We start from the raw sequence: 14,019 nt of genomic DNA, 5'->3' as shown, positions 1-14,019 counted from the left end.
CGATCCCTCCCCGTGACCATGGAACGCCCGTTCTGACGGACTGGTTCCACTCTCCACGGAATGATCACCGCAACGTTATCCAAGAGTGATGCGTCACCGCAGCTCAGGGCCTGCGCCTGACGGAGCGTGACCAGCCGTTGCGGTTAAGGGGCTTTGGCTTCCGCGGTGCGGGCCGGAAGGGCCTCGGCCCCGTCCTTGGTGACCCGCGTCGCGCCGAAGTAGTCCGGCGCGTCGATCTTGTCGAAGCGGATCACGGCGCCGGTGTACGGGGCGTTGATCATGTAACCGCCGCCCACGTAGAGCCCGACGTGGTGGATCTCCCGGGAATTGTTCAGATCATTGGAGAAGAACACCAGGTCACCGGGGAGGAGTTCGGAGCGCGCGGGATGCGATCCGGCGTTGTACTGGTCGTTGGCCACGCGCGGCAGCTCGATCCCGACCGATTCGTACGCGGCCTTGGTCAGCCCCGAGCAGTCGAACCGGTAGTCCTGGTCAGCCGTACCGTTTCCGCCCCACAGGTACGGGGTGCCCAGCTGCTTCTGCGCGAAGTAGATGGCCCCGGCCGCCTGCTGCGAGGGCGCCACCCGCCCGACCGGCTTCTCGAAGCTCTTGGCCAGGGTCGTGATGGCCTTCACGTATCCCTGGGTCTCGCGGAACGGGGGCACGCCGCGGTACTGGAGGACCGCCCCGGGGCCCGCGTTGTACGCCGCGAGCATGTTGCCGACCGCGTCGCCGGGGACGTTCTTGACGTCCTTGGCCAGCTCGCAGTCGTACGAAGCCGCCGAGGGGATGGCGTCGTTGGGGTCCCAGATGTCCCGGTCGCCGTCGCCGTCGCCGTCGATGCCGTGGACGGCCCAGGTGCCGGGGATGAACTGGGCGATGCCGCGCGCGTCGGCCGGGCTGACGATCGTCGGGTTCCAGCCGCTCTCCGAGTACAGCTGCGCCGCCAGGATCGCCGGGGTCAGCGTGGGGCACAGCACGCCCCACTTCTGCACCAGCGCCTGGTACTTCGCGGGCACGGCACCCTTGGCCAGGCCCACGGCGCGGCCGCCGCCGCTCGCGATGCCCGCGGCCGCCGAGTACGTACCGACGACGAGCAGGGCCACGAAGCTCAGACACGCCGCGAAGCCGATCCCGCTGTTCACCCAGAACCTGCGCACCCGTCAACCCTCCCCCATCGACCAGACTTTCACAGGGATTCACCGGTACGTGTCGGATTCATCCTTTTTATGCCACAAAGTCGAAACCGAGGCACCACACGCTCTTGTGCTGCACGTCGGAGACGGCATGCCGGTACACCACCGTCCATCCCCCCGGATCCTGCGCCAGCGGAGGCGCCTTGACCCTTTTCCCGTCCAACTCCATCGAGAAATCATCGGGATATACGACGTACTTCCACTGGAGCTCGTCGCCCTCGTAGACGTCCCGCGCCTTGGCGACGAAACCGAGCTGCCGGTTCGCGGCCACCTGCGTGGACCGGCCGCTCGCGTCGACCTCGTGCTGCGGCTTGACGACGACGGACACGTAGTACGGCGGCGCGTCCGGCAGCTCGGTCTTCATCCGGTAGCCGATCCGGACCTGGCCCGGCTTGAGCTCGTGCAGGTAGTCCGTGGAAGGCTGCGTGATCGAGCCCTGGAAGTCGCCGAGCGGGGGCTCCTCGGGGACGGGGTTGTGGCACTGGTTCTGGATCGGGTTGTAGTCGTCCAGGTTCGGGGCCGTCTGCTTGATGAACGTCGGCGGGCCCGCCGGGGAGGGCGATGCGCCGGCCGAGGTCTGCGCGGCCGGGGTCTGCGCGCCCGGGGTCTGCGCGGCCGACCCGCCGCCCCGGCCGCCGGCCGCGTCGTGGCCACCGCCCGGGCCCAGCTGCCACACCGCCACGGCACCCACCACCGCCAGGGCCACCCCCGCGGCCACCCAGGCCGCGGTCCGGCCCCGCCGCGCAGCCGGCGCGGGCACCGTCGCACCCGCGTAACCGGTCGGCGTGTACCCCGCCGGCGCGGACCCCGGAACCGGCATGCCCGGCCCTTGCGTCCGCATCTCGTGCAGCGGCACCGCCTCGCCCAGCGTCCCCAGCCCCAGGTAGACCGGGTCGTCCACCAGCGCATCGCGGACCCCGCACCGCGCGATCACCTCGGGCAGGCCCGGCCGCTCCCCCGGGTCCTTGGCCACGCAGGCCTCGATCAGGGCCGCCAGCCCCGGCTCCACCCCCGCCACGTCCACCGGCTCGTGGACCGCCCGGTAGCTCACCGTCGCCGCCACGCCCGTCCCGAACGGCGGCCGCCCCGTCGCCGCGTACGCCAGCGTCGCCCCCAGCGCGAACACGTCCGCCGCGGCCCCCGCCTCGCCGCCCAGCAGCACCTCCGGCGCCGTGTAGCCCGGCGTGCCCGGCGCCTGCCCGTCCTGGGTCAGCGCCGTCTCGCCCACGCCCCGCGCGATGCCGAAGTCGATGAGCTGCGGGCCCTGCGCGCCCAGGATCACGTTCTGCGGCTTGAAGTCCCGGTGCGTCACCCCGTACGCGTGCACGCTCGCGAGCCCCTCCGCGAGCGCCGCGAACAGCCTGCGGCAGGTGTCCGCCGGGAGAGCGCCCCGCTGCGCCACGGCATGGCCGAGCGTCGGCCCCGCCACGTACTCGGTCGCCAGCCAGAACGGGGGCGCCGCCAGCGAGGCGTCGATCAGGTTCGCCGTGTACGCCGACCGCACCGCCCGCACCGTCTCGGCCTCGCGCCGGAACCGGGAGAGGGCCTCGGGATGACCGGTGATCTCCTCGCGGATCACCTTCACCGCCACCAGCCGCCCGCCGGGCGAGCGCGCCAGGTAGACCTGCCCCATGCCGCCGGCGCCGAGCCGGGCCAGCAGCGCATGCGCTCCGATGTGGGCGGGGTCGACGTCTCTCAGCGGCTCCATTGACCCGAGCCTGCCACACCGACTTCCCTGCCCCGCAGGCGGGTTGACCAGTAAGGCGGCCAGGAACGCGGCCGGCAACGGGCCGGGAACTCGGCTAGGAACGCGGCGCCACGAACAGGCTCTGCGCGCTCCGCCCGATGGGCCCCTTCTCGTCGTGCAGGACGGCGTCCGCGAGGCCGATCCCGGCGGCGTCCACGCTCGTACGCGCCTGGACGCAGGCCCACTCGCCCGCCGGGTGGCGGTGCAGGTGGACGGTCAGGTCGCTGTTGACGAAGACGTACCGGCCGAAGTCCATCACCGCGCTGATCCCGTTGCCCGAATCGGCGGCGACCAGCACGCGGTCCAGCGGCCTGGTCTCCTCCCCCGCGATCAGCGGCACCTTCATCCGCATCCAGCACGTGCCCGGCCCCGGCTCCATGAACGCGCCCTGCGTGAACCGGGTCTCCATCGCCGTGTGGTAGCCCGTCTCCCACGGCACCGGGAAGAACGGCGTCACCCCCACCTCCCCGGGCGGCGGCAGCTCCGGCCCCGGCACCACCGCCGGCACCGCGTCCGCGCCCTCGGCCACCCGGATCCGCAGCGCCCGCGCCAGCATCACCGGCGCCGTCGCCCCCAGCGGTACGAGCTCCGCCTCCACCACCTCGGTGCTGCGCCCGCCCCGCAGCACCTTCGTGGTGATCTGCACCGGGCCGATCGGCACCGGCCGCAGGATCTCGTACGTGATCCGCGCGATCCGCATGTCGCTGCGCGCCCCAGGCCGCTCCTCGACCGCCCGCCCGAGCAGCGCGGCCGGCGGTCCCGCGTGCTGCGCGCCCGCGTCCCAGGGCCCGCGGGTGTACTCGGTGGCCAGGAACCGCTGCGCACTGATCCGCTCGAAGAACGCCATACCCGAGACGCTACCCGCCGGTAACCCCCGCCGCCAGAGCCCCGCACCCACCCGATCGGCGGCTCAGCGGGCGAAGCCCAGCCCCACCCCCAACCCCACCAGCACCGACCCGATCGCCCGGTTCAGCGCCTTCTGCGCCTTGAGCATCCGGTCCCTCAGCCGCGCGTTCGAGAAGAACAGCGCCACCGCACCGAACCAGCCCAGGTGCGCCGCCGACATGAACAGCCCGTACCCCCCCTGCTGCCACACCGGCGTCTCGGGCCCCACCACCTGCGTGAACGTCGACACCACGAACAGCGTGGTCTTCGGATTGAGCACGTTCGTCAGAAAACCGGACCGCAGCGCCCCGACCCGCGTCAACTGCGGCTTCGACTCCAGGTCCACCGTCAGCTCGGCCCGCGCCCGGAACGTCCGGATCCCGATCCACACCAGATACGCCGCGCCCGCCAGCTTGATCGCCGTGAACAGGGCCGTCGAGGACGCGATCAGCAGACCCACCCCGAGCATCGTGTACGAGACGTGCACCAGCACGCCCGCCGCGACGCCGGCCGCAGCGAACAGCCCGGTGGGCCGCCCGTACAGGTAGCTGTTGCGGACGACCATGGCGAAATCGGCGCCGGGACTGATCACGGCGAGGACGGTGATGACGGCAACTGCGATCACTTCAGTCATGCACGGATGCTCACCTCCCCCGCCCGCCCGATCAAGCCCCCCTCGGCCCTGCCGTCACAATGGAGGGGTGTCCACCTCTGACCTGCCCCCGCGCCAGCAGCCGCCCGCGCACCCCCAGCCGCACCTGCACGCCGACTGCGCCAACTGCTTCGCGCTGTGCTGCGTGGCCCTGCCCTTCGCCAAGTCCAACGACTTCGCCGTGAACAAGGCCGCCGGCACCCCCTGCAAGAACCTCCGCCAGGACTTCCGCTGCGGCATCCACACCCAGCTGCGCGACAAGGGCTTCCAGGGCTGCACCACCTTCGACTGCTTCGGCGCCGGCCAGCAGGTCTCCCAGGTCACCTTCGGCGGCCGCGACTGGCGCACCCACCCCGGCACCGCCGCAGCGATGTTCGAGGTCTTCCCCGTCATGCGGCAGCTCCACGAGCTGCTCTTCTACGTCACCGAGGCCCTCGCCCGCCCCGCTGCCCGCCCCGTCCACGCCGGCCTGCGCGAGGCCCTGGACGAGACCTCCCGGTGGGCCGCGGCCGACGCCGAGGCCCTGACCGGCCTGGACGTCGGCGCCCTGCGCCAGAAGATCAACACGCTGCTCCTGGAGAGCAGCGAGCTCGTCCGCGCCAAGGCCCCCGGCCGCAGGAAGAACCACCGCGGCGCCGACCTCATGGGCGCCCGCCTGGCCCGTGCCGACCTGCGCGGCGCCAACCTGCGCGGCGCGTACCTGATCGCCGCGAACCTGGGCGGCGCCGACCTGCGCCTGGCCGACCTGATCGGCGCGGACTTCCGCGACGCCGACCTGCGCGGCGCCGACCTGCGCGACGCCCTCTTCCTCACCCAGGCCCAGCTGAACGCCGCCCGCGGCGACACCGCCACCAAGATCCCGACGACCCTGACCCGCCCGGCCCACTGGGCTGGGCGGGCGGGCGGTAGCTGACGCGCCAGGACACGGGCCGGCCCGGGGGCTCGGCCCCCGGAGCCCCGCCCCGTCCCGCCCCCTCCGTCACGCCAGGGGCCGCCCCAGCCGCTCCCCGACCCGCTGCCGCAGCAGCTGGTACTCCTCCCACCGCCGCGGCAGCCGCCCCTGCGGCCGCGGCCCCATCAGCCGCCCCTCGGTCACCACCTGCCCCCGCCGGAACTGCTCCCGCGTCAGGTCAACCTCGATCCCGCCGGGCAACACGTTCCACGTGTGGAAGCCGTGCTGCTCGCCGTCCAGCCAGACCTCCCCCACCAGCAGCCCGCCGCCCATCAGGTCCTGCACCACCAGCGCCGTGATGTCGCAGTGCCCCCAGGCCGGGTTCTCAGGCGTCCAGGGCTCCCGTTCGACGTCGTCGGGCGAGCAGGTCTCGGCCGACCAGCCGGCCCGAATCGCCGCCTGGAGGTCCGCCAGGGTCCACACCGTTGCACTCGTCATCCGTCCAGGGTGACTCGGGGAACTGACATCGGGGCGCGGCACCCGCGGTCGCCAACCGCCCGGCCCGACAAAACGACTGACGGAAGATCGGACAAACCCCGGCGGGCCGGATCGGCGACACACCCGCCCGTTCACCCGGACAGCGGCCCCCGTCCAGGTCAGAGCCGCCAAGCGGGCCAAGTACCGGGATATCGGGTAAAGAGAGCCGTCAAGTCGACATACGACAGCGGTTTCATCAGCGAAGATAGTGCGTGACCCCTGCCGTCGGCACGGGCTACCGGAACTACCCGTACAGGGGCGGTGAGTTACATGATCCTGGCAGCCGAAAAGGGCGACATCACCACCATCATCGGCGGAATCGCCCCGAACTGGGGGCCGTTCGGCAGTCTCGGCAACGAAGCCAAGGTCATGATCGAAGTGATCATGGCCGTCGCCATCCTCCTCTGCCTCGGCATCGCCATCTGGGGCGCAGCCAAACAGCGCATCGGGGCCACCGCCCTGCGCGACACGTTCAGCGCGGAACAGGGCAAGGGCCTGATCGTGGCCGGACTCACCGGGGTCTTCATCATCGGCTCCCTCGGCACGCTGTTCACGATCGTCTACGGAATGGCCGTATAGCCGGGACCGCCCGCCGGATCCCGACCTGAGGACGACTCACCAGACCGCATCCACGCGGGAACCAGCGCTACCGTCGTACGACGCGGAGGGGGCGGACACGAAATGAGCAACGACGACCAGTACGGCGGCGGGGCCGTCGGCGGCACGGGCCAGACCCGTACCCGCCTGCCGGAATCCGACTCCGACCCGTACGGCGCCCCCCGCCGCACTCCGCGCGCCTCGCGGAGCCTGATCACCGTCGTCGGCGTGGTCGTCCTGCTGATCGCCGCCATCGCGTTCGCGAACCAGTCGGGCAATACCGACACCCCCGACTCCACCGCCGCGGACACCCCGCCGGCCACCACCGCCACAGCCGCCACCGGCACCCGCCCGGTCGACGGCAAGAACGGCGGTATCCCGAAGGGCTTCGCCCACGACGAACAGGGCGCCCAGTCGGCTGCCGCGAATTACGCGGTGGCGCTCGGCTCCGACGGCATGTTCGATCCTGCCCGCAGACGGGCGATCGTCCAGGCCGTGTACACGCCCGACGTCGCGGCCGCCCGCCAGGGCGACCTCGACCGCGTCTACACGGACCCGGCGTTCCTGGCCCGGCTCGGACTCGATGCCGCCGGCAAGGCACCCAAGGGCCTGATCTTCATCTCCCGGACCAACCCGGTGGGCACCAAGGTCGAGAAGTTCGGCGGCGACGCCGCCACCGTGTCGGTGTGGCACTCCACCCTGTTCGGACTGGCCGGCGAAGGCTCACAGAACCCGGTCGCGGAGAGCTGGTACACCAACACCTTCGAGCTCCGCTGGGTGAACGGCGACTGGCGGATCGCCGACTTCACGCAGAAGAGCGGCCCGGCACCGGTGGGCCAGGACCAGACTGCCTCCTCAGCCGAGGAAATGGCAGCCGCCGTGTCGCAGTTCGGGGGGTTCACCTATGCGCGCTAGCCGTCCACACCTGTCGCTCCTGGCCGTGGTCACGGCCGTGCAGACGGCAGCCGTACTCCTGGCCACCCGGGCGCTCGCCGCCACCCCCACGCCGAACGCCACGCCCACGACCCCCGGCGCGAGCCCGAGCCCCACCCCGAGCCCGCAGGCAAGCAACAACCCCTGCGACCTGATCAGGGGACCGGCCAAGGACTACTGCGAACGAGGCCAAGGCGCAGCCACCGGCGGAACCCCCCGCACCGGCCTCGCACCCAGCGACCCCACCGAGGCCCTCAACCCCCTCGCCTCCCTGGCCCGCGGCTGCGCCGACGCCGCCGCCTGGATCGTCACCGAGCTCAGCAAGGCCATCAACGGCACCGCCAACGTCGACTTCACCAACGGCGCCTTCCTCAAGCAGTACGCCATCGTCTTCGCGGCGTCCACCATCCTCACGCTCGTCCTGTGGCTCCTCGCCGTCGCCAAGCGCGCCATCCGCGGCGTGCCGCTGGCCACCGCCCTCTCCGAAGCCGTCGGCTTCCTCTGGCTGACCGTCCTCGCCTCCGCCTTCACCCCCCTGATCCTCTACACCGTGGTCTCCGCCACCGACGGCGTCACCGAGGTCATCGCCTCCGCGAGCGGCGGCCAGACCGACGTGTTCTTCGGCTCCTTCATCGAAGCCCTCAAGAAGGGCGACTCCATCGGCGGCGGCCCGATCATGCTGATCGTCGTCTCGCTCGTCACCGTCCTCGCCGCCGGCGTGCTGTTCCTGGAGCTGTTCATCCGGGCCGCCCTGCTCTACGTCGGCGCCCTCCTCGGCGTCGTCGTCTACGCCGGCCTCGTCGACCGCAACCTCTGGGGCCACGTCCGCCGCTGGGCCGGCATCATGATCGCCGTCATCCTCGTGAAGCCGGTCATCGTCATCGTCCTCGGCCTCGCCGGCGCCCTCGCCGGCGAGAAGGGGCCCAACGCCTTCTCCGCCGTCGTCTCCGGCCTCGCCATCATCCTCCTGGCGATCTTCGCCTCGGCGATGATCTACCGCTTCGTCCCCGGCTTCGGCGACGAGATCGCCTCCGCCCGCGCCGGCCGCAGCAAGGCCACCGACGGCGCGCAGGCCGCCGCCGTCATCAGCTCTCCGGCCTCCCTCGTCTCCCAGGGCATCAAGACCCACAGCAGCCGCGGCGCCCACCGCTCCGGCGGCGACAGCAGCAGCGGCGCCCCCCGCCCCGCCAACCCGATCTCCGGAGGAGTGGCCGCCCACAGCAGCCGCCCCACCGGCGGCGGGAACGGCGGCGGAGCCGTCCCCTCCGCCGCACCCCCGCCCCGTACGAGCTCGAGCACGAGGAACACAGGAGGTGACGGGCGTTGACGACCCAGTCCCACCAGCTCCACCCGGTCGCGCCCCGCCGCACGTATCTCATCGGCCGCGCCCGGCCGAACGCGATCGTCGGCAAGAACCGCGAGAGCGGCGAGATCGCCCTGATCATCGCCGGCGCGTTCCTCGGCATGATGAGCGGACTGCTCGTCCCCGACCTCACCCTGCGCATCGTCACCCTCGCCGGCTTCCCCCTGCTCGCGCTCGCCGCCGTGTACGTGCCCTACCGCGGCCGCACCTTCTACAAGTGGTTCGAGATCAACCGCAGCTACAAGCGCACCCTGCGCCGCGGCACCACGTACCGCTCCGGCGCCATGGAAGCCGGCACCCGCGCCGCCGACGGCCGCGAGGTCGAGGTCGGCCCGCCCCCCGGCATCGGCCGCATCAGCTGGCTCTCCGCCCCCTTCGGCCCCGACGAGATCGCCGTACTCCTGCACGCCGACCGCAGGACCGTCACTGCTGCCATCGAGATCGAAGGACCCGGCGTCGGCCTGCGCGACAGCGAGGACCAGGAAGCCCTCGTCGACCGCTTCGGCACCCTCCTCAAGCACGTCGCCAACGGAGACGGCTTCGTCACCCGCCTGCAGATGCTGGCCCGCACCCTGCCCGCCGACCCCGACGCCCACGCCAAGGACGTCGCCCAGCGCGGCGACTCCACCTCCCCCACCTGGCTGCGCGACTCCTACGACCAGCTCCAGTCGATGGTCTCCACCTCCTCCGAGCAGCACCGCGCGTACCTCGTCGCCTGCATGCACTACTCGCGCGAACTCGCCGCCGAGGCCCACACCATCGCCCGCGCCGGCAGCGCCCGGGGCCGCAAGCTCGACCGCGACGCCGGCCTCGCCATCGTCATGGCCCGCGAACTCACCGACATCTGCGCCCGCCTCGCCGAAGCCGACATCCGCGTCCGCCAGCCCCTGGGCCAGAGCCGCCTGTCCTCCCTCGTGCACTCCATGTACGACCCGGACCACCCCATCGACCACATCCAGGCCATGACCAAGCGCAACGCCTGGCCCGCCGAACTCGACGCGGTCGAACCGACCTACCTCCAGGCCAAGACCCGCGAGTCCTCCACCCGCGCCCCCTGGTGCCACGCCACCGCCTGGATCAAGGAGTGGCCGATGACCCCGGTCGGCGTGAACTTCCTCGCCCCGCTCCTCGTCCACACCCCCGACGTGATCCGCACCGTCGCCGTCACCATGGACCTCGAACCCACCGAGATCGCCATCGAGCGCATGCTCACCGAGAAGACCAACGACGAGGCCGACGCCTCCCGCGCCGCCAAGATGAACCGCACCGTCGACCCGCGCGACGTCGCCGCCCACGGCCGGCTCGACCAAAGAGGTGAAGATCTCGCCAGCGGTGCCGCAGGGGTCAACCTCGTCGGGTACATCACCGTGTCCTCGCGTTCACCCGAAGCCCTCGCCCGCGACAAACGCACCATCCGGGCCTCGGCCGGCAAGTCGTACCTGAAGCTCGAATGGTGCGACCGCGAGCACCACCGCGCCTTCGTCAACACCCTGCCGTTCGCCACCGGCATCCGACGCTAGCTGGAGGGAAGGGCCGCCCCATGCGAGATCCGCTGTCTGCTCTGACGGACGCCTTCACCAGCTTCCTGTTCGGCAAGGTCGAGACCACCCGCCTGCCCGTACGCACCTCCACCGGGCAGGCACAGGCCGTCTACCTGCCCACCGCCGCCCCCGGACTCGGCGACTCCGGCGTCATCATCGGCCGCGAGGTCTACAGCGGCAAGGGCTACATCTACGACCCCTTCCAGCTCTACGGACAACAGCTCCCCGCCCCCCACTGGCTCGTCCTCGGCGAGTCCGGCAACGGCAAGTCCGCCCTGGAGAAGACCTACGTCCTGCGCCAGCTCCGCTTCCGCGACCGCCAGGTCGTCGTCCTCGACGCCCAGGGCGAGGACGGCGTCGGCGAATGGAACCTGATCGCGGAAGCGCTGGGGATAACCCCCATCCGCCTGGACCCCATCGCCGCCAACGACTCCGGGATCCGCCTCAACCCCCTCGACCCGGCCATCACCACCACCGGGCAGCTCGCCCTGCTCCGCACCATCATCGAAGTCGCGATGGGCCACGGCCTCGACGAACGCTCCGGCTTCGCCCTCAAGGTCGCCCACGCCTACGTCGTCGACGCCATCCGCGACCGCCAACCCGTCCTCACCGACATCGTTGAGCAGCTGCGCCACCCCGAAGCCGCATCCGCCGAGGCCATGAACGTCGACATAGACGACGTACGGGCCTGGGGCCTCGACGTCGCCCTCGTCCTCGACCGCCTCGTCGACGGCGACCTGCGCGGCATGTTCGACGGCCCGACGACCGTCGGCATCGACCTCGACGCCCCGCTCATCGTCTTCGACCTCTCCCACATCGACCGCAACTCCATCGCCATGCCGATCCTCATGGCGATCGTCGGCGTGTGGCTGGAGCACACCTGGATCCGCCCCGACCGCAAGAAGCGCATCTTCCTCGTCGAAGAGGCCTGGCACATCATCAACAGCCCCTTCGTCGCCCAGCTCTTCCAGCGCCTGCTGAAGTTCGGCCGACGCCTCGGCCTGTCCTTCGTCGCCGTCGTCCACCACCTCTCCGACGTCGTCGACGGCGCAGCCGCCCGCGAGGCCGCCGCCATCCTCAAAATGGCCTCGACCCGCACCATCTACGCCCAGAAAGCCGACGAAGCACGCGCCACCGGCCGCGTTCTCGGCCTGCCCCGCTGGGCGGTGGAGATCATCCCCACCCTCACCCCCGGCATCGCGGTCTGGGACGTCAACGGCAACGTCCAAGTGGTCAAACACCTCATCACCGAAGCCGAACGCCCCCTCGTCTACACCGACCGTGCCATGACGGAGTCCTCCACCCCGCACCCCCCGCTCCCCGACGACATGCTGGCGGCCGAACTGGAGGCGGAGCAGCGCGCCCTGCTCATGGAACGCCACCAAGGCGGCGGCCCGGGATCCGCGACCACGGTGGCCTAGCCATGCACGAGAGCGACACGAGACGTACGGGCGCCGCAGCCCCGGGACCCGCCCCGGGCAGCGGCGGCGTCCCGGACGGGGTCCTGGTCGGCCTCCTGGCCTTCCTCCTCGGACTGGCCGCGCTGGTCTGGTCCTCCACCGGCCTCGCGGCCCTCCTCGCCCACGGCTCCTGGCCCGGCACCGTCACCTTCGCCCGCACCCCGGGGGCCGTGCGCGCCCTGGTCACGCAACCGCACGACATCCCCGGCGCCTGGCCCGACACCGACCCGGCGGCCCTGTCCGGCTGGGGCCTCTTCTGGGGCCTCTTCGTCGGCCAGCTCCTCGTCCTCTTCGTCCTGACCGTCTTCGCGATCGGCGTCATCGCCCGTACGAAGTCCCGCAGGGCGCGGGCCGCGGCGAAGCCCAAGGCGCAGCAGGCCGAGATCGGGGCAACCACCCCGCAGCCGGCCGCGGAACCCCACCGACCCGTCCCGCAGCCCGCGTCACCGCCCACGCCACCGGAACCCGGACCGGGAGCAACCGCTCCCCCGCCGGACGACGCGTACCGCTACGGCTTCGGCTACGCCCCGAACGCCACCGCCCCGGGCCCTGCCCCTGCCCTCGCCCCCGCCCGGGCGGCGACCCGCCTGGCGTACGGAAGCCCCCCGGAGCGCCGTGTTCTGGCGGCCCGGCAGCTCGCCGCCGCGGAAGGCGCGGCCCTCGTCGTCACGTCCTCCCCGATCCTCTGGTCGGAGACCAAGGACGCCCGGGCCAAGCTGGGCCCCGTCCTCCTCTACGACCCCCAGCACCTGTGCGACACCCCGGCCCGCATGCGCTGGAACCCCGCCGACGCCTGCGCCGACCGCGAGACCGCGGCCGCGCGCGCCGCGGCCCTGCTGGCCCCCGTACGACCGCAGGCCCGTATGGACGCCGCCGTGGCCGACACCGCCGAAACGCTCCTGCGCAGCTGGCTCCAGGCAGCCGCCCTGGACGACCGCCCGTTCAAGCAGCTCCACCGCTGGACCCAGGGCACGGGCGCCCAGGACCCGGTCCGAATCCTGCGCACCCACCCCCAGGCGGCTCCCGGCGCAGCCGGCGAACTCGAAAGCGCCCTCACCGCCCACCCCGAACGTCGCGAACAGGCCCACCACCTCACGGCCCGGGCCCTTTCCTGCCTGACCTCGATCCACATCCGCGAGGCCTGCACCCCGAACCGAACGGATGCGCTCACCCTGGCATCGTTCGCCACCGAAGGGGGCACCCTCTACGTGGTGGGTGAACCTTTGGAGGACCCCCGCACCCACCCGGGTGCGATGCCGCTGCTCACCGCACTCGCCTCCAGCGTGGTCGAGCACGGCCGCCGCATGGCCGCACGGTCATCCCACGGCCGGCTCGACCCACCACTCACGCTGGTCCTGGAGGACGTGGCGGCCGTCGCCCCGCTCCCTCAGCTGCCCGCGCTCCTCGAAGAGGACTCGCTGCCCCTCCTGGCCTTGTGCCGCAGCCGCGAACAGGCCCGCGCCCGCTGGCCCCAGCTCTAGCGCCTCTGCCCCTCCGGCCGGGCGAAGACGTACTCCAGCTCCTTGGAGGTCGGGTCGCCCGGCTTCGGTACCACGAGCCCGCTCGGCTCGAAACCGAACCGCCGGTAGAAGGCCCCGGCCCGCTCGTTGTCCTCGTGTACGAAGAGCCGTACGCACTCCAGCACCGGCTGTTCCCGCGACCAGGCCCATTCCAGTGCGGCCTCGAACAGGGCATCGGTGATCCCGGTGCCGCGCTGCTCGGCCCGCACGAACACGCCCACGACGTGCCCCTGGTTGCGCTCGACGGTCTGCTCCAGGAAGTCGACGGCACCGATCTCCTCAAGGAACACGGTCACCGTCCCGTCCCACCGCCCGTCGGGGGCCTCGGCCACGAACTGCCGCACGCCGTTCCCTTCCGCGGCTCCCCGAGCCCGGTCCTGCCAGAACTCGTCGGGCTTCGCCGCCGCCTGGTCAACGGTCTCCAGGAACGCCAAAGGTGCCACGGGGTCGCGCAACGCGGCCAACCGAAGCTCTTTGACCTTCTCCCATTCGTCCGCCCGCACGGGCCGGATCACATGCTGAGTCATGGCCCGGATCCAATCACGCGCCCGACCGGACCGCACCCGGATATCGAACACAAGCCGGCCGCGCACCGCACCTGCCGGTAAACGCAGAAAAGCCCCGCACCAGAGCTGGTGCGGGGCTTTCCCACAATGATTGTTCGGCGGCGTCCTACTCTCCCACAGGGTCCCCCCT

At 71.8% G+C, this 14,019-nt stretch carries 13 protein-coding genes; 7 read left to right on the top strand and 6 right to left on the bottom strand.

Features of this window, described 5'->3' with window-relative positions; genetic code table 11:
• Positions 1–143: 143 nt before the first annotated feature.
• From AB0F11_RS30560 to AB0F11_RS30545, 4 genes are all read right to left on the bottom strand, one after another.
• Positions 144–1,160, bottom strand: coding sequence for a bifunctional lytic transglycosylase/C40 family peptidase (locus AB0F11_RS30560; RefSeq protein WP_362180566.1), 1,017 nt, complete (start codon positions 1,158–1,160; stop codon positions 144–146).
• Between the two features lie 67 nt (positions 1,161–1,227).
• On the bottom strand, positions 1,228–2,904 hold the full coding sequence (locus AB0F11_RS30555) for a serine/threonine-protein kinase (RefSeq protein ID WP_362180563.1): 1,677 nt from the start codon (positions 2,902–2,904) through the stop codon (positions 1,228–1,230).
• A 94-nt stretch (positions 2,905–2,998) separates the two neighbouring features.
• Positions 2,999–3,790, bottom strand: a complete 792-nt coding sequence (locus tag AB0F11_RS30550) for a thioesterase family protein (protein ID WP_362180560.1) — start codon at positions 3,788–3,790, stop codon at positions 2,999–3,001.
• Positions 3,791–3,853: 63 nt separating this feature from the next.
• Positions 3,854–4,462 carry a LysE family transporter gene (locus AB0F11_RS30545; protein ID WP_362180557.1) on the bottom strand — a complete coding sequence of 203 codons (609 nt, stop codon included), beginning with the start codon at positions 4,460–4,462 and terminating at the stop codon, positions 3,854–3,856.
• A gap of 67 nt (positions 4,463–4,529) precedes the next feature.
• On the opposite strand from AB0F11_RS30545, the gene AB0F11_RS30540 reads away from it, so the two are divergent.
• Entirely contained in the window at positions 4,530–5,393 is an 864-nt protein-coding gene (locus AB0F11_RS30540) for a pentapeptide repeat-containing protein (RefSeq protein ID WP_362180554.1), read from the top strand.
• A gap of 66 nt (positions 5,394–5,459) precedes the next feature.
• On the opposite strand, the gene AB0F11_RS30535 is transcribed toward AB0F11_RS30540, so the two are convergent.
• Positions 5,460–5,870, bottom strand: coding sequence for a hypothetical protein (locus AB0F11_RS30535; protein WP_362180551.1), 411 nt, complete (start codon positions 5,868–5,870; stop codon positions 5,460–5,462).
• Between the two features lie 309 nt (positions 5,871–6,179).
• Between AB0F11_RS30535 and AB0F11_RS30530 the strand changes: the two genes are divergently transcribed.
• From AB0F11_RS30530 to AB0F11_RS30505, 6 genes are all read left to right on the top strand, one after another.
• Positions 6,180–6,488 carry a hypothetical protein gene (locus AB0F11_RS30530; RefSeq protein WP_042818271.1) on the top strand — a complete coding sequence of 103 codons (309 nt, stop codon included), beginning with the start codon at positions 6,180–6,182 and terminating at the stop codon, positions 6,486–6,488.
• A 102-nt stretch (positions 6,489–6,590) separates the two neighbouring features.
• Positions 6,591–7,421 (top strand): hypothetical protein, encoded by an 831-nt coding sequence (locus AB0F11_RS30525; protein WP_362180548.1) that lies wholly within the window; start codon positions 6,591–6,593, stop codon positions 7,419–7,421.
• A complete protein-coding gene (locus tag AB0F11_RS30520; protein WP_362180545.1) occupies positions 7,411–8,766 on the top strand; it encodes a hypothetical protein in 1,356 nt (451 codons plus the stop codon). Before AB0F11_RS30525 ends, AB0F11_RS30520 begins: the two co-directional genes overlap by 11 nt.
• Positions 8,763–10,322, top strand: a complete 1,560-nt coding sequence (locus AB0F11_RS30515) for an SCO6880 family protein (RefSeq protein WP_362180542.1) — start codon at positions 8,763–8,765, stop codon at positions 10,320–10,322. The genes AB0F11_RS30520 and AB0F11_RS30515 overlap by 4 nt, the downstream gene beginning before the upstream one ends.
• A 20-nt stretch (positions 10,323–10,342) precedes the next feature.
• On the top strand, positions 10,343–11,764 hold the full coding sequence (locus tag AB0F11_RS30510; RefSeq protein ID WP_362180540.1) for an ATP-binding protein: 1,422 nt from the start codon (positions 10,343–10,345) through the stop codon (positions 11,762–11,764).
• Positions 11,765–11,766: 2 nt separating this feature from the next.
• On the top strand, positions 11,767–13,284 hold the full coding sequence (locus tag AB0F11_RS30505) for a type VI secretion protein (RefSeq protein ID WP_362180537.1): 1,518 nt from the start codon (positions 11,767–11,769) through the stop codon (positions 13,282–13,284).
• Here AB0F11_RS30505 and AB0F11_RS30500 read toward each other — a convergent pair.
• Positions 13,281–13,850, bottom strand: a complete 570-nt coding sequence (locus tag AB0F11_RS30500) for a GNAT family N-acetyltransferase (protein ID WP_362180534.1) — start codon at positions 13,848–13,850, stop codon at positions 13,281–13,283. The two genes, AB0F11_RS30505 and AB0F11_RS30500, sit on opposite strands and share 4 nt — an antisense overlap.
• Positions 13,851–14,019: the final 169 nt, after the last annotated feature.

Origin of the sequence: Streptomyces sp. NPDC032472 (assembly GCF_040636955.1) — a bacterium.
In the GTDB taxonomy this organism is placed as follows: Bacteria; Actinomycetota; Actinomycetes; order Streptomycetales; family Streptomycetaceae; genus Streptomyces.
This window is presented reverse-complemented; position numbering and strand designations above follow the sequence as displayed.